The 16,149-nt window shown below is 73.4% G+C and carries 17 protein-coding genes; 11 read left to right on the top strand and 6 right to left on the bottom strand.

The genetic code is table 11. From position 1 onward, the window contains the following. The coding region (locus AB0368_RS29860; RefSeq protein ID WP_139338182.1) for an integrase core domain-containing protein at window positions 1–100 on the top strand (100 nt) is incomplete at its 5' end. On the opposite strand, the gene kstD is transcribed toward AB0368_RS29860, so the two are convergent. Next, window positions 97–1,710, bottom strand: coding sequence for a 3-oxosteroid 1-dehydrogenase (gene kstD, locus AB0368_RS29855; protein WP_366157329.1), 1,614 nt, complete (start codon window positions 1,708–1,710; stop codon window positions 97–99). The two genes, AB0368_RS29860 and kstD, sit on opposite strands and share 4 nt — an antisense overlap. Window positions 1,711–1,739: 29 nt before the next feature. Between kstD and AB0368_RS29850 the strand changes: the two genes are divergently transcribed. The 4 genes from AB0368_RS29850 to dmpG are packed head-to-tail and all read left to right on the top strand — an operon-like array spanning window position 1,740 to window position 6,030. Beyond that, window positions 1,740–3,338: an FAD-binding protein gene (locus AB0368_RS29850; RefSeq protein ID WP_366157339.1), complete on the top strand. Its 1,599-nt coding sequence runs from the start codon at window positions 1,740–1,742 to the stop codon at window positions 3,336–3,338. Next, a complete protein-coding gene (locus AB0368_RS29845) occupies window positions 3,322–4,113 on the top strand; it encodes a 2-keto-4-pentenoate hydratase (RefSeq protein WP_366157328.1) in 792 nt (263 codons plus the stop codon). The genes AB0368_RS29850 and AB0368_RS29845 overlap by 17 nt, the downstream gene beginning before the upstream one ends. Beyond that, window positions 4,106–5,002, top strand: coding sequence for an acetaldehyde dehydrogenase (acetylating) (locus tag AB0368_RS29840; protein ID WP_366157327.1), 897 nt, complete (start codon window positions 4,106–4,108; stop codon window positions 5,000–5,002). The genes AB0368_RS29845 and AB0368_RS29840 overlap by 8 nt, the downstream gene beginning before the upstream one ends. Window positions 5,003–5,010: 8 nt before the next feature. After that, window positions 5,011–6,030, top strand: coding sequence for a 4-hydroxy-2-oxovalerate aldolase (dmpG, locus tag AB0368_RS29835; RefSeq protein ID WP_366157326.1), 1,020 nt, complete (start codon window positions 5,011–5,013; stop codon window positions 6,028–6,030). On the opposite strand, the gene AB0368_RS29830 is transcribed toward dmpG, so the two are convergent. The 3 genes from AB0368_RS29830 to AB0368_RS29820 are packed head-to-tail and all read right to left on the bottom strand — an operon-like array spanning window position 6,017 to window position 8,399. Next, complete coding sequence (locus AB0368_RS29830; RefSeq protein ID WP_366157325.1) at window positions 6,017–6,997, bottom strand: ferredoxin--NADP reductase; 981 nt, start codon at window positions 6,995–6,997, stop codon at window positions 6,017–6,019. The two genes, dmpG and AB0368_RS29830, sit on opposite strands and share 14 nt — an antisense overlap. After that, window positions 6,997–7,266, bottom strand: coding sequence for a hypothetical protein (locus AB0368_RS29825; RefSeq protein WP_366157324.1), 270 nt, complete (start codon window positions 7,264–7,266; stop codon window positions 6,997–6,999). The genes AB0368_RS29830 and AB0368_RS29825 overlap by 1 nt, the downstream gene beginning before the upstream one ends. After that, window positions 7,263–8,399 (bottom strand): Rieske 2Fe-2S domain-containing protein, encoded by a 1,137-nt coding sequence (locus AB0368_RS29820; RefSeq protein ID WP_366157323.1) that lies wholly within the window; start codon window positions 8,397–8,399, stop codon window positions 7,263–7,265. The genes AB0368_RS29825 and AB0368_RS29820 overlap by 4 nt, the downstream gene beginning before the upstream one ends. A gap of 93 nt (window positions 8,400–8,492) precedes the next feature. On the opposite strand from AB0368_RS29820, the gene hsaA reads away from it, so the two are divergent. The 5 genes from hsaA (at window position 8,493) to AB0368_RS29795 (ending at window position 12,722) form a co-directional block, all read left to right on the top strand. Then, window positions 8,493–9,674: a 3-hydroxy-9,10-secoandrosta-1,3,5(10)-triene-9,17-dione monooxygenase oxygenase subunit gene (hsaA, locus tag AB0368_RS29815; RefSeq protein WP_366157322.1), complete on the top strand. Its 1,182-nt coding sequence runs from the start codon at window positions 8,493–8,495 to the stop codon at window positions 9,672–9,674. A gap of 7 nt (window positions 9,675–9,681) precedes the next feature. Further along, window positions 9,682–10,539, top strand: a complete 858-nt coding sequence (gene hsaD / locus AB0368_RS29810; RefSeq protein WP_366157321.1) for a 4,5:9,10-diseco-3-hydroxy-5,9,17-trioxoandrosta-1(10),2-diene-4-oate hydrolase — start codon at window positions 9,682–9,684, stop codon at window positions 10,537–10,539. Next, on the top strand, window positions 10,536–11,438 hold the full coding sequence (hsaC, locus tag AB0368_RS29805; protein WP_366157320.1) for an iron-dependent extradiol dioxygenase HsaC: 903 nt from the start codon (window positions 10,536–10,538) through the stop codon (window positions 11,436–11,438). The genes hsaD and hsaC overlap by 4 nt, the downstream gene beginning before the upstream one ends. Then, window positions 11,435–12,004, top strand: coding sequence for a 3-hydroxy-9,10-secoandrosta-1,3,5(10)-triene-9,17-dione monooxygenase reductase subunit (gene hsaB, locus AB0368_RS29800; protein ID WP_366157319.1), 570 nt, complete (start codon window positions 11,435–11,437; stop codon window positions 12,002–12,004). The genes hsaC and hsaB overlap by 4 nt, the downstream gene beginning before the upstream one ends. 64 nt (window positions 12,005–12,068) lie before the next feature. Further along, window positions 12,069–12,722 carry a class I SAM-dependent methyltransferase gene (locus tag AB0368_RS29795; RefSeq protein WP_366157318.1) on the top strand — a complete coding sequence of 218 codons (654 nt, stop codon included), beginning with the start codon at window positions 12,069–12,071 and terminating at the stop codon, window positions 12,720–12,722. On the opposite strand, the gene AB0368_RS29790 is transcribed toward AB0368_RS29795, so the two are convergent. Further along, window positions 12,719–14,374 carry an NAD(P)/FAD-dependent oxidoreductase gene (locus AB0368_RS29790; RefSeq protein ID WP_366157317.1) on the bottom strand — a complete coding sequence of 552 codons (1,656 nt, stop codon included), beginning with the start codon at window positions 14,372–14,374 and terminating at the stop codon, window positions 12,719–12,721. The two genes, AB0368_RS29795 and AB0368_RS29790, sit on opposite strands and share 4 nt — an antisense overlap. A gap of 65 nt (window positions 14,375–14,439) precedes the next feature. Between AB0368_RS29790 and AB0368_RS29785 the strand changes: the two genes are divergently transcribed. Then, a complete protein-coding gene (locus AB0368_RS29785) occupies window positions 14,440–15,090 on the top strand; it encodes a TetR/AcrR family transcriptional regulator (protein WP_366157316.1) in 651 nt (216 codons plus the stop codon). On the opposite strand, the gene AB0368_RS29780 is transcribed toward AB0368_RS29785, so the two are convergent. After that, window positions 15,053–16,141, bottom strand: coding sequence for an acyl-CoA dehydrogenase family protein (locus AB0368_RS29780; protein WP_366157338.1), 1,089 nt, complete (start codon window positions 16,139–16,141; stop codon window positions 15,053–15,055). The genes AB0368_RS29785 and AB0368_RS29780 overlap by 38 nt on opposite strands. Window positions 16,142–16,149: the final 8 nt, after the last annotated feature.

The following is a 16,149-nucleotide window of genomic DNA, read 5'->3' as shown; positions in this document are numbered from 1 at the left end:
GGCCTTCCTACATCACTACAATCACCACCGGCCCCACTCAGCAATCGGCGGCCTACCACCCATCACCAGGTTGACCAACGTCCCTGGACAGCACACCTAGGCCGCGAGGTCGAGGGCGGCCAGATATCCGAAGGTCATCGCGGGTCCCAGGGTGGCGCCGGCCCCGGCGTAGCTGCGGCCCATCACCGAGGCGGTGGCGTTGCCCGCCGCGTACAGGCCGGGAACGGGCGTCCCGTCCTCGCGGAGGACACGAGCCCGTTCGTCGGTGCGCAGTCCGCCCTTGGTGCCCAGGTCGCCGGGCACGACCCGGAAGGCGTAGAAGGGTGGCTTGCGCACCGGGCCGAGGCACGGGTTCGGCCGGTTCCGCGGGTCTCCGTAGTAGCGGTCGTAGGCGGAGTCGCCGCGGCCGAAGTCGTCGTCGTGGCCGCGGGCGGCGAACCCGTTGAACCGCTGCACCGTTTCGCGCAGCGCGCCGGGCGCGACGCCGATCCGCGCGGCGAGCTCGTCCAGCGTGCCGGCCCGATGCGCCACTCCGGCGGTGAACCAGCGCCGGGGCAGCGACGTCCGTGGGCCGTGCCCGGCGAACAGGTAACGGTCCCGGTACGTCCGATCGGTGACCAGCCAGGCCGGCACGTGCCCGGGTGCGGCGAGCATGGCGTGCACGGCGTCCACATAGGGTGCCGCCTCGTTGACGAACCGGCGGCCCGCGGCGTCCACCATCAGACTGCACGGCAGGTTGCGCTCGGCGAGGCAGAAGTACGGCCCGCCGGTGAGCGGCAGCGACGGCCCCCACCACGCCTCGTCCATCAGGTCGAGCGCGGCGCCCAGGCGCCGGCCCGCCTCGATGCCGTCGCCGGTGTTTCCCGGCGCGCCGGTCGTCCACGCGGCACCGACCGGCTGGTGCCGGCGGCGCATCGGCTCGTTCTGCTCGAATCCGCCGCTGGCGACCACCACGCCCCGGCGGGCGCGGAACGACAAGGGTCCGGCCTGGATTCCGGCGACCCGGCCGCCCTCGACGATGAGCTCCGTCATGGGTGTGCCGAGCCGCACCGGAACTCCGGCCGAGCGCAGACCGGCCCGCAGCCCGGCGGCAAGCGCCTGCCCCATGGTGAGCCGGCGTTTGTGCCGGAGCCGGGAGCTCAGGCCACCGGCGGCGAGCCGCGCCGCCGTCAGGATCGACCGCGGGTGGCGGGTGCCGAGCGACAGCCACCGGTAGTCGGCCGCGGTCACCGTGATGCCGGCCGGCGCGGCCCGGTACGGCGGGGCGAGCGTGTCCAGGTCGGACCCGAGCAGACGGGTGTCCAGCGGGCGCGGCTCGATGGTCCGGCCGCCGGGCAGCCCGCCGGGTGCCTCGGGGTAGTAGTCGGCGTAGCCGGGCACCCAGGCGAACTCGAGGGGGGTGCGCTCCCGGACGAGCTCGAGCATGGCCGGCCCGTACGCGAGGAACGCTTCCCGGCGCGACTCGGCCACCTCCGGTCCGGCGACGTGGGCCAGGTACTTGCGGGCGGCCTCGGCATCGTCCACGACCCCGGCCTGCCGCAGCACCGCGTTGCCGGGCAGCCAGAGCGCACCGCCGGAGCGGGCGGCCGAGCCGCCGAACAGGTCGGCCTTCTCCACCACGACCACGCTCAACCCGCGATGCGCCGCGGTGAGCGCCGCCGCCATTCCCGCCGCGCCGCAACCGACCACGACAACGTCGAATTCCGCCACTAGAACAGGTTATAGTTTTCTGCGTGGGTATGCCATCCGAGGCGTGGCACGAGACGGCCGATGTGGTGGTCGTGGGATTCGGCGCGGCCGGGGCCTGCGCCGCCGTCGAGGCGGCCGAGGCGGGCGCCCGCGTCCTGATCCTGGACCGCTTCACCGGTGGCGGCGCGACCGCGATCTCCGGCGGCGTGGTCTACGCCGGCGGCGGCACGCGGCAGCAGGCGCAGGCCGGCGTCGCGGACAGCCCCGAGGCGATGGCCGGCTACCTGCGCGAGGAGGTGGGCGACGCCGTCTCCGCGGCGACCCTGCGCCGGTTCTGTGCGCAGAGCGCCGCGATGCTGGCCTGGTTGGAGGAGCACGGCGTGCCGTTCGACGCCCGGCTCTGCCCGGACAAGACGTCCTACCCGACGAATCGGCACTTCCTCTACTACTCCGGCAGCGAGCTCTCCTTCGCTCAGCCGGCCCCGCGCGGGCACCGCACGCACGCGCCCGGCGCCTCCGGCCGGGTGCTGTTCGCCCGCCTCGCCGCGGCGGCCCGGGCGGCCGGCGCCGGGGTCCGCGTCCAGACCCGCGCCCACCGGCTGATCACCGCCGAGGACGGCCACGTGATCGGCGTCGACTGCCGAAGCTTGCGGGACGCACCCGCCTGGGCCCGGCGAAGCCACCGCGTCCTGCATCGGTGGTCGGTCAAGCCCGGCATCTATGTGCCCGCGCTGGGCCGCACGCTGCACCGGCCGGTGTCCTGGCTGGAACGCCGATACGCCCGCCCGCTGCGAATCGGCGCCCGGCACGGAGTCGTCCTCGCCGCCGGCGGGTTCGTGTTCGATCGCGAGATGCTCCGCGAGCACGCCCCGGCGTATCGGGGCGGCCTGCGGCTCGGCACGCCCGGCGACGACGGCTCGGGCATCCGGCTCGGCGTCGGCGTCGGCGCCGCGACCGGCCACCTGGACCGGGTGAGCATCTGGCGCTTCCTCACGCCGCCGTCGGCGCTGGTCGGCGGCCTGCTGGTGGATCGCGACGGGCGGCGGGTCTGCGACGAGTCCCGCTACGGTGCCGCGATCGGCGATGCCGTGCTGCGCTGCCCGGGCCGGCGGGCATGGCTGCTGGTCGACGCCGCGGTGCTCGCCGACGCCCGGCGCCAGCTGCGCGGGCAGGCGTCGTGGTTCCAGTGGCTGCAGGCCCGGTGGCTGTTCGGGGTCGACCGGGTCTCGGCGCCGTCGCTCGAGCGGGTGGCACAAAAGGCCGGGGTCGATCCGGCAGGACTGGCCGCCACGGTGGAGGCGTACACGGCCGATCGGCCCGATCCCGCCGGCAAGCCCGCTGAGCTGATCCGGCCGCTGGTCCGGCCGCCGTACTCGTTGATCGACGTCTCGATCCGCCGGCGGCTCGCCGTGCCGGCGCCCATGCTCACCCTCGGCGGCCTGCGGGTCGACGAGGTAACCGGGCGGGTGCTGCGGCTCGACGGCAGCGGCGTACCGGGGCTGTTCGCGGCCGGCCGCACCGCGGTCGGCGTCTGTTCGCACAGCTACGTCAGCGGGCTGTCGCTGGCCGACTGCGTCTTCTCCGGCCGCCGGGCCGGCCGGAGCGCGACGGCCGAGGACCGTGGAGGGGTGCATGCTCACCGAGACTGAGCTCCGGGCGCTGGCCGACCGGCTGCACGCGGCCGAACGGGACCGCGCACCGATACCGCCGCTGGTGTTGGAGCATCCGGACCTGACCGCGGCGGAGGCGTACGCGATCCAGCTGCACAACGTGCGCCGCCGCGACGAGGCCGTGGTGGGGCACAAGGTCGGCCTGTCGTCGGAGGCCATGCAGGTGATGATGGGCGTCGACGAGCCTGACTACGGTCACCTGCTGGCCGGCATGCGGCTGTCCGAGACGGAGCCGGCGCGGGCGTCGCGCTACTGCTACCCGCGCGTCGAGATCGAGGTCGCGTTCCTGCTCGGCGCCGACCTGCCCGGCGAGGGCTGCACCGAGGCGGACGTGCTGGCCGCCACCGAGGCGTTCGCACCGTCCATCGAGCTGATCGACAGCCGTATCGCGGACTGGAAGATCAGCCTCGCCGACACGATCGCCGACAACGCGTCCTCGGCCGGGTTCGTGGTCGGCGCGGGCCGGGTGGCGCCGGATGCGGTGGACCCGCGCACCATCGACGCCGTCCTGTACCGCGGGGACGAGGCGGTGGCGCGGGGACGCTCGGACGCCGTGCTGGGCAATCCGGTGACGGCGGTGGCGTGGCTGGCGCGTACGGTCGCCGGCTTCGGGGTCCGGCTGCGCGCGGGCCACCTCGTGCTGCCGGGAGCCTGCGCCCGCGCCGTCGACGTCCACCCCGGCGACCGGTTCCGGGCGGTGTTCACGGGCCTCGGCGAGGTCCGTGTGACCTTCGAGGAGGAATCGCATGGCTGAGCTCACGGCCGCCATCGTCGGATCCGGCAACATCGGCACCGACCTGCTGTACAAGCTGCGCCGCTCGGCGCTCGTCGAGCCGCGCTGGATGGCCGGCATCGACCCGGACAGCCCGGGCCTGCGCCGCGCCGCCGAGCTGGGCCTGGCCACGAGCACGGCCGGCACGGACTGGCTGCTGGCCCAGGATCCGCTGCCCGACCTGGTCTTCGAGGCGACCTCGGCGACCGTGCACCGGGCCAACGCACCGCGCTACGCCCGCGCCGGCATCCGGGCGATCGACCTCACCCCGGCGGCCGTCGGGCCACCGGTGGTGCCGGAGGTCAACCTGCACGCCCACCTGGACGCGCCCAACCTGAACCTGATCACCTGCGGCGGGCAGGCCACGATCCCGATGGTGTACGCGGTCTCCCGGGTCACTCCCGTGAGTTACGCCGAGATCGTGGCGACGGTCGCCTCCCGGTCGGCCGGGCCGGGCACCCGGGCCAACATCGACGAGTTCACCCGTACCACCAGCCGGGCGCTGGAGGTCGTCGGCGGGGCGGCGCGCGGTAAGGCCATCGTCGTGCTCAATCCGGCCGAGCCGCCGCTGATCATGCGGGACACGGTGTTCTGCGCGATCGACCCCGAGGCCGACACCGCAGCGGTCACCGCCTCCATCGTGGCGATGGCGGCCGACGTGGCCCGCTACGTGCCGGGCTACCGGCTGCTCAGCGAGCCGCAGTTCGACCCGCCGTCCCCGGCGACCGGTGCCCGTACCCGGGTCGGGATCTTCGTCGAGATCACGGGCGCCGGCGACCACCTGCCCCGTTACGCCGGCAACCTGGACATCATGACCGCCGCCGCGACCCGGGTGGGCGAGGAGCTCGCCCGGGCCGCCGTACCCGCCTAGGAGATCTCATGCCCTTCTCAGCCGAGCTGGACGTACGCATCACCGACTCGGCGCTGCGCGACGGCTCGCACGCCAAACACCATCAGTTCACCGTGGCGGAGGTCGCCTCCGTGGTCGCCGCGCTCGACGCGGCCGGCGTACCGGTGATCGAGGTGGCGCACGGCGACGGGCTGGGCGGCTCGTCGTTCACCTACGGCCTCAGCCGGACGCCGGAGCAGGAGCTGATCGAGGTGGCGGTGCGGACCGCCACCCGCGCCAGGATCGCGTTCCTGATGCTGCCCGGCGTCGGGGTGGTCGACGACATCCGGGTGGCGGCCGGCAACGGGGCGGGCGTCTGCCGGATCGCCACCCACTGCACCGAGGCGGACATCGCCGTGCAGCACTTCGGGCTGGCCCGCGAGCGCGGGCTGGAGACCGTCGGCTTCCTGATGATGGCCCACTCCCAGCCGCCGGAGGTGCTGGCGAAGCAGGCCCGCATCATGGCCGACGCGGGCTGCCAGTGCGTGTACGTGGTGGACTCGGCGGGAGCGCTCGTCCTCGACCAGGTGGCCGACCGGGTCGCGGCGCTGGTGGCGGAGCTGGGCGACGACGCGCAGGTCGGCTTCCACGGGCACGAGAACCTGGGCCTCGGCGTGGCCAACTCGGTGCTGGCCGTCCGGGCCGGGGCCACCCAGATCGACGGCAGCACCCGGCGTTTCGGCGCGGGGGCCGGCAACACGCCGGTGGAGGCGTTCGTGGGCGTCTGCGACAAGCTCGGCATCCGTACGGGGGTCGACTTCTTCGCCATCGTGGACGCGGCCGAGGACGTGGTGCGCCCGGCCATGCCCCAGGAGTGCCTGCTGGACCGGCTCGCCCTGACCATGGGCTACGCCGGGGTGTACTCGAGCTTCCTCACCCACGCCTTCACCCTGTCGCAGCGCTACGGGGTCTCGGGTGCGGAGATCCTGGTCCGGGCCGGGGAGCGGCGCCTGGTCGGCGGCCAGGAGGACCAGCTCATCGACATCGCGCTGCAGCTCAGGAATAGCTGACCACGACCGTGCCGCTGCGGGCCACCGCCTGGCACGCGAGGATGTAGCCGTCGGCGAAGTCCTCCTCCTCCAGCACCTCGTTGTGCACCAGCTCGACCTCGCCTGTGAGCAGCCGGCAGGCGCACGCGCCGCAGTTGCCCTGCCGGCACGAGAACGGCGGGTTGAGCCCCGCCGCGATGATCACGTCGAGCAGGCGGGTGCCGGCCGGCCACGGCAGCCGGTGGGTCTGCCCGTCCAGGGTCACCTCGGCGGTCGCGTCCTCCGTGGCGGGCAGGGCGGAGTCGAAGCGCTCCACCCGGATCCGGTCCTCCGCGACGCCCGCCCGGCCCAGGGCCTGCCGGGCCACCACGACGAACGGTTCCGGTCCGCACACGAAGGCCTCCCTTTTCGTGTACGGGCTGAGCAGCGGCGCCAGATCCTCCCCGCGGGGAGCGCCGCGCTCGTGGTCCAGCCAGTGCGTCACCATGAGCCGCTCGGGGTGCCGTTCGCGCAGCGCCGCCAGCTCCCCGGCGAAGATGACCGAGTCCGCGTCGCGGTTGGCGTAGACCAGGGCGAGCCGCCCGCGCCCGTGGGCGAGCACGGACTTGATGATCGCCATCACCGGCGTGATGCCGCTGCCCCCCGCGAGCAGCAGCAGGTCGTCGTCGAGCGAGGCCGGTGTGAACGTCCCGGCGGGCGGTGCGAGGTCGAGCTCGGCGCCGGCCCGGACGTTGTCGCAGATCCAGTTCGACGCCTGACCGTCGCGTACCCGCTTCACCGTGATCTTCAGGTCCGGGTCCGTGTGCGGGGAGCTGGAGAGTGAGTAGCAGCGGGCGACGGTGCCGCCGCCACCCGGCACCCGCACGGTGAGGTACTGCCCCGGGAGGTAGCCGAACGCCGAGGCCAGCGCGGGCGGCACCGCCAGCACCAGCGAGTGCGCGTCCGCCGTCTCGGCGATGACCTCGGCGACCCGCAGCCGGTGGAACATCAGGTCACCTCCAACCGGCCCGCACGGACCGCGCGATCGATGCTGTCGCGCAGGTCGGGGCAGGTCGGCACCAGCGCCGCCGGGCGCCCGGCGGCGTGCGCCGCGGCCAGCGCGGCGCACGCACCGGCGGCCCGGACGGTCCACTGGACGCTGGTCTGCTGGGCGCTGCGCTTGCCGACCCGGACCAGGGCGCCGCAGCGGTCACAGCCGAGGTCGGCGAGACCGTCCTCCAGGTACGCCCGCCGCTCGGCGACCGTCTCGGAGATCACGGCGCCGCCGCTTCGGCCTGGCGCCGCAGGTTCTCGGCCACCTCGGCCTCCCAGGTCTGGATCGCGCGGGTCGTGTCGACCTCGAACTCGTACCGGGCCACCATGTCCTCCGAGACGTCCTCGACGTCCACGTAGAACTGCTCGTACCACCGGCGGAGCTGGTAGACCGGGCCGTCCTCGACGCACAGCAGCGGATTGTCGATGCGGCTCTTGTGCTGCCAGATCTCCACGTCCTGCCGGAAGCCGACCCCGATGCCGCGGGCGAACTTGGCCGCCGCCTTCTGCGCCTGCTCGGTGGTGAGGCCGGGCAGCCGCTTGACGATCAGGCCCCACTGGAGCACGAACGAATCGGCCGTGACCGGATAGTGGCAGTTGATCAGCACGGACTCGACGTCGACGCCGTGGTAGTCGAGGTAGAGATTGTCGATCATGTACGACGGGCCGTAGTACGCGGCCTCGGAGCGCAGGCCCCCGCCGCCCGACTGGCTGGCACCGATCGGCACGTCCGGGCGCGGCCGGGTGGTGAGGTACTGCGCGGCCACGTGGCCCTCCAGCACGTTCTTGAAGAACGTCGGGAAGGCGAAGTGGATGTAGAAGAAGTGCGCCATGTCGACGACGTTGTCGATGACCTCGCGGCAGTTGGCGCCGTCGATGCGGATCGAGTCCCAGGTCCAGGAGCTCCACTCGTCGGAGAACGCACCCTCGACGCGCGGGATGGTGATCTCCGGCGGGGGAGGGGCGCCCTGCGGGTCGTTCCAGACGAACAGCTGGCGGTTCTCCTCGAGGGTGGTCCACGAGCGGGTACGGGCCCGCATCGGCACGCGGTGGGCGTACGGCACCGAGTCGCACCGGCCGTCGCCGCGCCAGCGCCAGTCGTGGAACGGGCAGGCGACCGTGTCCCCCTTGATCGTGCCCATGGTGAGGTCGCCGCCCATGTGCCGGCAGTACCCGTCGAGCACCTGCAGGGCGCCGCCGGAGTCGGCGAACACCACCAGCTTCGTGCCGAACGCCTCGATGGCGTGCGGCTGTCCGTCCCGGAAGGAGTCGGCCAGCCCGAGGCAGTGCCATCCGCGGGCGAACCGCGCCGGCAGCGCGCCGGCGTCGATCGTTCGTGCCCCGTCGCCGTTGCGCATGAGCCGCTCCCTACTTCCCGGTGGCCCGAAAGCTAGAACGTGTTCTAGTATAGGGATCGTCGAGTTCGTCGGCCAACCCGCTGGAGGGATCCCATGGAGGCAAGCGCCGGCGCGGCGGTGCTGACCGCGGTGCGCGACCTGGTGCCGGCCCTGCGCGAGCGCGCCCAGGAGACGGAGGACCGCCGGGCGCTGCCCGCCGAGACCGTCAAGGCCCTCGCCGAGACCGGGTTCTTCCGGCTGCTCCAGCCGGAACGGTACGGCGGATACGAGGCACACCCGCTGACCTTCCTGCGGGGCGTCCGGGAACTCGCCGGCGCCTGCGGCTCGACCGGCTGGGTGGCCTCGGTGATCGGGGTGCACAACTGGCAGCTCGCCCTCTTCCCGGAGCAGGCGCAGCAGGACGTCTGGGGTGAGGACCCGGGCACGCGGATGTCCTCGTCCTACGCGCCGACCGGCACGATTCGCGCGGTCGACGGCGGTTACCGGGTGAACGGCCGGTGGAGCTTCTCCTCCGGCTGTGACCACGCCGGCTGGGCGCTGCTCGGCGGCATCATCCCGTCCGGTGACGGCGGCGCGCCGGCCGACTTCCGTACCTTCCTGCTGCCCGCGACGGATTACACCATCGAGGACGTCTGGCACACCGTCGGGCTTCGCGGCACCGGCAGCAACGACGTCGTGGTGTCCGATGCGTTCGTTCCGGAGCACCGGACGCTCAGCTTCAACGACACTGCCCGCTGCCTCTGTCCGGGGCAGGAGGTCAACACCGCGCCGCTCTACCGGATCCCGTACGCGTCGATCTTCTCGTACGCCATCACCGCCCCGATCATCGGCATGGCCACCGGGGCGTACGAGGCGCACGTCAGCTACCTGCGGGAACGGGTGCGGGCCTCGTACGTGGGGGTGCGCGCGGCCGAGGACCCGTACTCGCAGGTGCGCGTCGCGACCGCGGCGGCCGACCTGGACGCGGCCTGGCTGGCCCTGGAGGCCGACCTGAGCGAGCTGATGGAGCTGGCGACGGCCGGTGAGAAGCTGCCGATGCGCCTGCGTCTGCGGACCCGCCGCGACCAGGTCCGCGGCACCGAGCTCGCGATCGGCGCGGTGGACCGGCTGTTCGAGAATTCCGGCGGCCGGGCGCTGGCCACCGGCACCCCCATCCAGCGGTTCTGGCGCGACGCGCACGCCGGCCGGGTGCACGCGATCAACGATCCGGAGCGGGCGCTGTCGCTGTTCGGCCGCGGCGAGTTCGGCCTGCCTCTCAACGACGCGATGATCTGAGGCGGCCATGACCACAAGTAGCGTCTCCATCGACTTCGCCGGCAGCAGCGCACACGCCGCCGGACTGCACTTCCACCGCGCCGGCGCCGGCCGCCCGGTGGTTCTCCTGCACGGCGGCGGGCCCGGCGCCTCGGCCTGGAGCAACTTCGGGCGCAGCCTGCCCGCCTTCGCGGAGCGCTTCGACACGCTCGCCGTGGACCAGCCGGGCTACGGCGGATCGGTGGCCGCGCCGATCACGGGGCAGTACTTCACCGCCTCCGCCGACGCATTGCTCGCGGTCCTCGACGAACTCGGCCTCGACCGGGTCGACCTGGTCGGCAACTCGCTGGGCGGCGGTACGGCGGTCCGGTTCGCGCTGCGCCACCCGCGCCGGGCCGGGCGGCTGCTGCTGATGGGCCCGGGGGGGCTGAGCCTCAACGTGTTCTCCGCCGACCCGACCGAGGGCGTGAAGCGGCTCTCCGCGTTCGGTGCGGCTCCGAGCCGGGAGAAGCTGACCGCGTTCCTGCGTACCCTCGTCTTCGACCCGAAGCTGATCACCGACGAGCTGGTCGAGGAGCGATTCGGTGCGGCCGCCGATCCGGCGGCGATGAGCGCGATGCGCGCGATGGGTGCCTCCTTCACCGATCCGGAGCGCTACGAAGAGGGCCTGCTCTGGCGCGACGCGCACCGGCTGCGTCACGAGGTGCTGCTGGTCTGGGGCCGCGAGGACAGGGTCAACCCGCTGGACGGCGCGCTGGTGGCGCTCAAGCTCATCCGCCGGGCCCGGCTGCACGTCTTCGGCGGCTGCGGGCACTGGGCGCACCTGGAGAAGTTCGACGAGTTCAACCGCCTGGCGTTCGACTTCCTGGAAGGTGACAGACCGTGAGTCTCGTTCGATCCCTCGGATACCTGCGCGTCGAGGCCACCGACGTGGCCGCCTGGCGAGAGTTCGGCGTCGGGGTCCTCGGCATGGTGGACGGACGCGGCCCGGACCCGGACAGCGTCTACCTGCGCATGGACGAGCTCGCCGCGCGCATCGTGGTCGTGCCCGGCGACCGGGACCGGCTGACCGCCACCGGCTGGGAGGTCGCCGACCCGGCGGCCCTGGCCCGGCTCACCGCGGTCCTCGAGGAGGCGGGCGCCGCGGTCAAACCGGCCGGCGCCGAGGAGCTCGCCGACCGCCGCGTCGGGCAGCTGGTCAGCGCTGACGACCCGTTCGGCAACCGCCTCGAGTTCTTTTGCGGTGCCGCGCTGGGCAGCCGCCCCGCGCTGAGCCGGTACGGCACCCGGTTCGTCACCGCCGAGCAGGGCATGGGCCACGTGGTGCTGCCGGCCGGTGACGACGCGGCGGCCCTGCACTTCTACACCGAGGTGCTCGGCTTCCGGCTGCGCGACTCGATGCGGCTCATCCCCGAGACCGTGGGCCTGCCGCCCAGCGACCGGCCGCTGTGGATGCGGTTCCTCGGCTGCGGCCCGCGCCACCACAGCGTCGCGCTCGCCCCGATGCCGGCACCCAGCGGCCTCGTACACCTCATGGTCGAGACCGAGACCATCGACGACGTGGGGCTGGCGATGGACCGCTGCGCCAAGCGCGGGGCGCCGCTGATCTCGACCCTCGGCCGGCACGCCAACGACCGGATGATCTCGTTCTACGTCCGGACGCCGAGCGGTTTCGACATCGAGTACGGCACCGGCGGCGGCACCGTGGACGACCGGACCTGGGTGGCGCGGCAGACCACCGCGCACAGCGTGTGGGGCCACCGCTTCGCGGCGGGAGCGCGGTGACGGCCACGCCCGGCTCCCTGGCCGCCGTGGAGGCCCGGCTCTTCCGCCGGGCGTTCGGCCACTTCTGCACGGGCGTCGTGGTGATCACGACGTGCGACGACGAGGGGCCGGCCGGGTTCTCCTGTCAGGCGTTCGTCCCGCTGTCCCTGGATCCGCCGCTGGTGCTGTTCTGCCCGCAGGCCGGCTCGGACACCTGGCGGCGGGTCCGCGGCTCCGGCCTGTTCGGGATCAACGTCCTGGCCGTGGAGCATCGCGACCTGTCCCGCGTCTTCGGCACCCGGGGCACCGACAAGTTCGCCGGCGTCGGCTGGGCGCCGTCCCCGGCCGGCGTACCGATCCTGACGGGCGCGCTGACCTGGGCGGAGTGCCGGGTGGAGGCGGTACACCCGGGTGGCGACCACGCCATCGTGGTGGGCCGGGTGACGGCCCTCGGGGACTGCCGCGACGGCGCGCCGCTGCTGTTCTACCGGGGGCGCTACACGGGGACGGCCGCGGTGTCGCCGTACGAGTCACCCGAGGTGGTCGACACCCTGCTCGCGTGGCCCCGGCACACCGACTGGATCTGACGGTTTGTTGCCGGAACGGCAAGGGAGTTTGTCATTTGTCGCCGGCTGTGCGGATGCTGGGCCCATGAGCGAACACGACCATCACGGAACCCAGGAAGAAGCGGCCCGCATGTTCGAGCCGGAGGGCTGGGACGAGCGGTACTCCGGCGAGGAGAAGATCTGGAGCGGGAACCCCAATCCGCAGCTCGTCGCCGAGGCGGCCGGACTGACCCCGGGTACGGCGCTCGACGTCGGCTGCGGCGAGGGCGGCGACGTGATCTGGCTGGCCCGCCAGGGCTGGACGGTGACCGGCGCCGACTTCTCCGCCAACGGCCTGGCCCGCGCCGCCCGGCACGCCGAGCAGGCGGGGGTCGCCGACCGCATCGACTGGTGGCGGATCGACGCGCGGGACTTCGCGGCCGACGGCCGGTCGTACGACCTGGTCACCACCCACTTCCTGCACCCGCCGGAAGGCGGGATGGCGGAGGTGACCCGGCGGCTGGCCGGCGCCGTGGCGCCGGGCGGCCACCTGCTGGTCGTCGGCCACGCGCCCTCCGAGGCCTTCGCCCACCTCGATGCGACCAAGCACAAGGCGATGTTCGTCGCCGAGGAGCTGCTGCCCGCCCTGCCGGACGGCTTCGAGGCCCTCGTGGTCGAGCAGCGGCCGCGCACGGTCACCCGCGGCGACGTGACGATGGACATCGAGGACTCCACCCTGCTCGCCCGCCGGACCTCCTAGGCGCGGGCCCGGCGGCGCAACGGGGAACTCGGCTTGGACACCGCCAGCGGGTCCCAGTCCGGGCCGATCGGCGTGAGCTTGCCCGGATCGGCGATCACGGCACCGGCCTTGACCTCGGCGCTGAGCGGACGGCGGAGGATCGCGCCGGCCACGCCGAGGCCGCTGCTGACGGCGCCGACGATGCCGTTGCCCCAGACGGTGCTGGCACCGGTGAGCCACAGGCCGGGTACCTCGGTCCGCGGGCCCGGCCGGCGCGGGCCGATCTGGTCGGCGGCCATCTCGATGCCGTAGCAGGAGCCGAGGCTGGACAGGGTGAACCGCTCATGGGTGACCGGGCTGGACGCCTCCTGCCACACGATGTGCCGGCGCAGGTCGGGGATCACCGTGCCGGCGCGATCGATCAGCCGCTCGGTGAGGCTCTCCTTGAGCGCGAGGTACTCCGGGTCCCGGCTGTAGGCGTCCCCGCCGGGCCAGAACACCCCCTGCGGCACGAGGCACATGACCTCCAGCGTGCTGTGGCCCGGCGGGGCGGCGTGCGGGTTGCCCGGGTCCTTGGTGGTGGCCGACGTGAGGAAGATGGGCATCTCGTCGGGGATGCGGCCCTCGTACGCGGCGCGGTAGGCACCCTCCACATCGGTGTCCGGGTAGCACCAGTACGTGCTGTTGGGCATCCGGTCGGCCAGGTCGATGTCGAGTCCGAGATAGACGCTGAACAGGGGTAGCGCCATCCGGTAGCGCTCCACGCGGGCGACGGTGGCCGGCGACAGGTGCTCGCGGCCGACGAGGTCGAGGTAGGTCCGCTTGAGGTCGGCCCCCGACACCACGATCGGGGCCATGATGGTCTCGTCGTCGTCGAGCTGGACGCCGACCGCGGCTCCGTTCTCGATCAGGATGCGGGTGACCCGCGCCTTGGTGCGTACCCGGCCGCCGTGGCTCTGGATGACGTCGATGAGGTGCGCGGGGACGACCTGGCCGCCGCCGCGCGGATACCAGGCGCCGCCGGTGAGGTAGTGATCGAGGAAGCCGCCGTGCAGGGCGACCGAGGTTCGCGACGGCGGCGCCCCGTAGTCGCCGGACTCGCCGACGATCACCGCTCGGGCGAGCGGGCTGAGCCGGCAGAAGGCGAACAGCCGGTTCAGCGGGAGCTGCCCGACGGTGGCGAGGGTCGGCGCCTTGCGAGCGAACCGCAGCAGACTCCGGACGGAGCGCTTGGGCAGCTCGGCGGTGCGCAGCTCGGCGCCGATCCGCCGCAGGATGCCGATGCAGAGTCGCAGGCCGCGCCGCTGGTCGGGGAACGCCTCGATCAGCCGGGCCAGGTAGGTGTCCCAGTCGCTCGGCACCCGGAACGTGAGGCCGGGGAACACCAGGGTCGAGTGCCCGTCGCGGTCGAGCGGGCGGAACTCGATCCGGTCCTCCAGGCCGAGCCCGCGCAGCGCCGCCGTCATGCGGCCGCCGGGGTGGCACTCGCCGATGTAGTGCATGCCGACGTCGAACTCGTACCGGTTGCCCTTGCGCCGGAAGACCTGGCTGCAGCCGCCGGCCACCTGGTTCTGCTCGAGCACCAGGGTGCGTTTCCCGGCGGCGGTCAGGTAGGCGGCACAGGTCAGCCCGCCGAGCCCGGAGCCGATGACGATCGCGTCCCAGTCGGTCATGAAGCACCTCCGCGGGCCACCATAGCACCAGATATATCACTTGCTATAGCGCTAGAATCCCGGGCGTGACCGAACGTCGTGGCAATCCGGAGGTGCGGGTCCGCCTGCTGGAGGGTGCCGCCCGCCTGCTCGCCGAGGAGGGACCGTCGGCGCTCACCCTGCGCCGCGTCGCCACCGAGGCCGACACCTCCACGATGGCCGTGTACACGCACTTCGGCTCCATGGCCGACCTCGCCGACGCGGTGGTCGACGAGGGCTTCCACCGGCTGGCCGCCCTGCTCGCCGCGGTGCCGCGCACCGCCGACGCGATCACCGACCTGGCCGGACTGGGCCTCGCCTACCTGGTCAACGGCCGGCAGAACCCGCATCTGTACGCCGTCATGTTCGGCAGCGCCTCGCTGGGCAAGTACCGGCCGCAGACCGCCGACGAGCGCCGGCGCGGCCGGTACACCTTCGACGAGATCGTGGACGCCGCCCGCCGTGCCGTGGACCAGGGACGGCTGCGGCCCGCCGAACCGTCGGCCGTCGCCGGCCAGCTGTGGACCGCGATGCACGGGTACGTGATGCTCGAGGTCGGCGGCTACTTCGGCACCGACGGCGTCGAGCACGTCATGATGCCGATGTTCGTGAGCCTGCTCAGCGGCCTCGGCGCCGACCGGGACGCCGCGTTCGCGTCGATCAGGACGATCGCGCCGATCGGGGCCCGCTCCCGCTGAGTTCCCGCGGCGGGAGAAGGGCGTCGGCCAGGCGGGCGACGTGGCGGCCGGGAGCACCGAAGAGCTGGGCCGAGGCCCAGGCCCGGCGTACGTAGAGGTGGGCGTCGTGTTCCCAGGTGATGGCGATGCCGCCGTGCATCTGCACCATCTCGGCCGCGATCGCCTGGAGCGCCTCCGAGCAGGTCACCTTGGCCACCGCGGCCAGCGCCGGGGCGTCGGCAGCGCCGGACACCAGGGCGTCGGCCGCGGCGGCGGACGCCGAGCGGGCCGCCTCCAGCCGTACGTGGGCCTCGGCCAGCCGGTGCTGCAGGGCCTGGAAGGTGCCGATCGCGCGGCCGAACTGCTCCCGGACCTGTACGTACTCGACGGTGGCCGCCAGCGCCTGTGACGCCGCGCCGACCTGTTCGGCGCCGAGTGCCACACAAGCCACGTCGCGCAGGCCCGCCAGCGCGGAACCGTCCCCGATGTGGCGGGCGGGCGCATCGGCGAGCCGCAGCGTCCCGAGCCGTCGGGTCGGGTCCAGCGGGGTCGAAGCGTGGCGGGTGACGCCGGGAGCCTTCGCGTCCACCTCGTAGAGCGCCGCCTCAGCGGGGACGAGCAGCGTGTCCGCGGCTGCCAGGTCGAGGACGTTCGCCACCTCGCCGGTGAGCCGGCCGGCGGGGGAGGCGGTGCAGGGCAGATCGTCCGGATCCCCGCTCCACGCCAGCGTGGCGATGAGCTCCCCGGCGCAGATGCCGGGCAGCAGCCGCGTGCAGGCGTCCGCGTCGCCGGAGCGCAGCAGCGCCTGGGTGGCCAGGACGGCGCAACCGAGCATCGGTCCCGGGGTGAGCGTGCGGCCCAGCTCCTCGAGCACGACCAGCGACTCCCGCAGGGTGGCGCCGGCGCCGCCGTACGCCTCGGGCACGGCCAGGCCGGCGACGCCGATCTCCTTGCACAGCCGGGCCCAGAGGCCGGCGTCCCAGCCGGACGGCGTGCCGATCGCCGCCCGCGTCGAGGATCCGGAGAGCAGGTCGCGCAGCGTGTCGCGCAGCGCCCGGCGTTCCGCGGTCAGGTCCATGG

Source organism: Actinoplanes sp. NPDC051475 (assembly GCF_040689425.1).
Taxonomy (GTDB): Bacteria; Actinomycetota; Actinomycetes; order Mycobacteriales; family Micromonosporaceae; genus Actinoplanes.
This window is presented reverse-complemented; position numbering and strand designations above follow the sequence as displayed.

What these genes read in the sequence shown, in the direction of transcription:
- AB0368_RS29850 (WP_366157339.1), top strand. Translation starts at nt 1,740, where the DNA reads ATGCCATCCGAGGCGTGGCACGAGACGGCCGATGTGGTGGTCGTGGGA.
- AB0368_RS29845 (WP_366157328.1), top strand. Translation starts at nt 3,322, where the DNA reads ATGCTCACCGAGACTGAGCTCCGGGCGCTGGCCGACCGGCTGCACGCG.
- AB0368_RS29840 (WP_366157327.1), top strand. Translation starts at nt 4,106, where the DNA reads ATGGCTGAGCTCACGGCCGCCATCGTCGGATCCGGCAACATCGGCACC.
- dmpG (WP_366157326.1), top strand. Translation starts at nt 5,011, where the DNA reads ATGCCCTTCTCAGCCGAGCTGGACGTACGCATCACCGACTCGGCGCTG.
- AB0368_RS29830 (WP_366157325.1), bottom strand. Translation starts at nt 6,997, where the DNA reads ATGTTCCACCGGCTGCGGGTCGCCGAGGTCATCGCCGAGACGGCGGAC.
- AB0368_RS29820 (WP_366157323.1), bottom strand. Translation starts at nt 8,399, where the DNA reads ATGCGCAACGGCGACGGGGCACGAACGATCGACGCCGGCGCGCTGCCG.
- hsaA (WP_366157322.1), top strand. Translation starts at nt 8,493, where the DNA reads ATGGAGGCAAGCGCCGGCGCGGCGGTGCTGACCGCGGTGCGCGACCTG.
- hsaD (WP_366157321.1), top strand. Translation starts at nt 9,682, where the DNA reads ATGACCACAAGTAGCGTCTCCATCGACTTCGCCGGCAGCAGCGCACAC.
- AB0368_RS29795 (WP_366157318.1), top strand. Translation starts at nt 12,069, where the DNA reads ATGAGCGAACACGACCATCACGGAACCCAGGAAGAAGCGGCCCGCATG.
- AB0368_RS29790 (WP_366157317.1), bottom strand. Translation starts at nt 14,374, where the DNA reads ATGACCGACTGGGACGCGATCGTCATCGGCTCCGGGCTCGGCGGGCTG.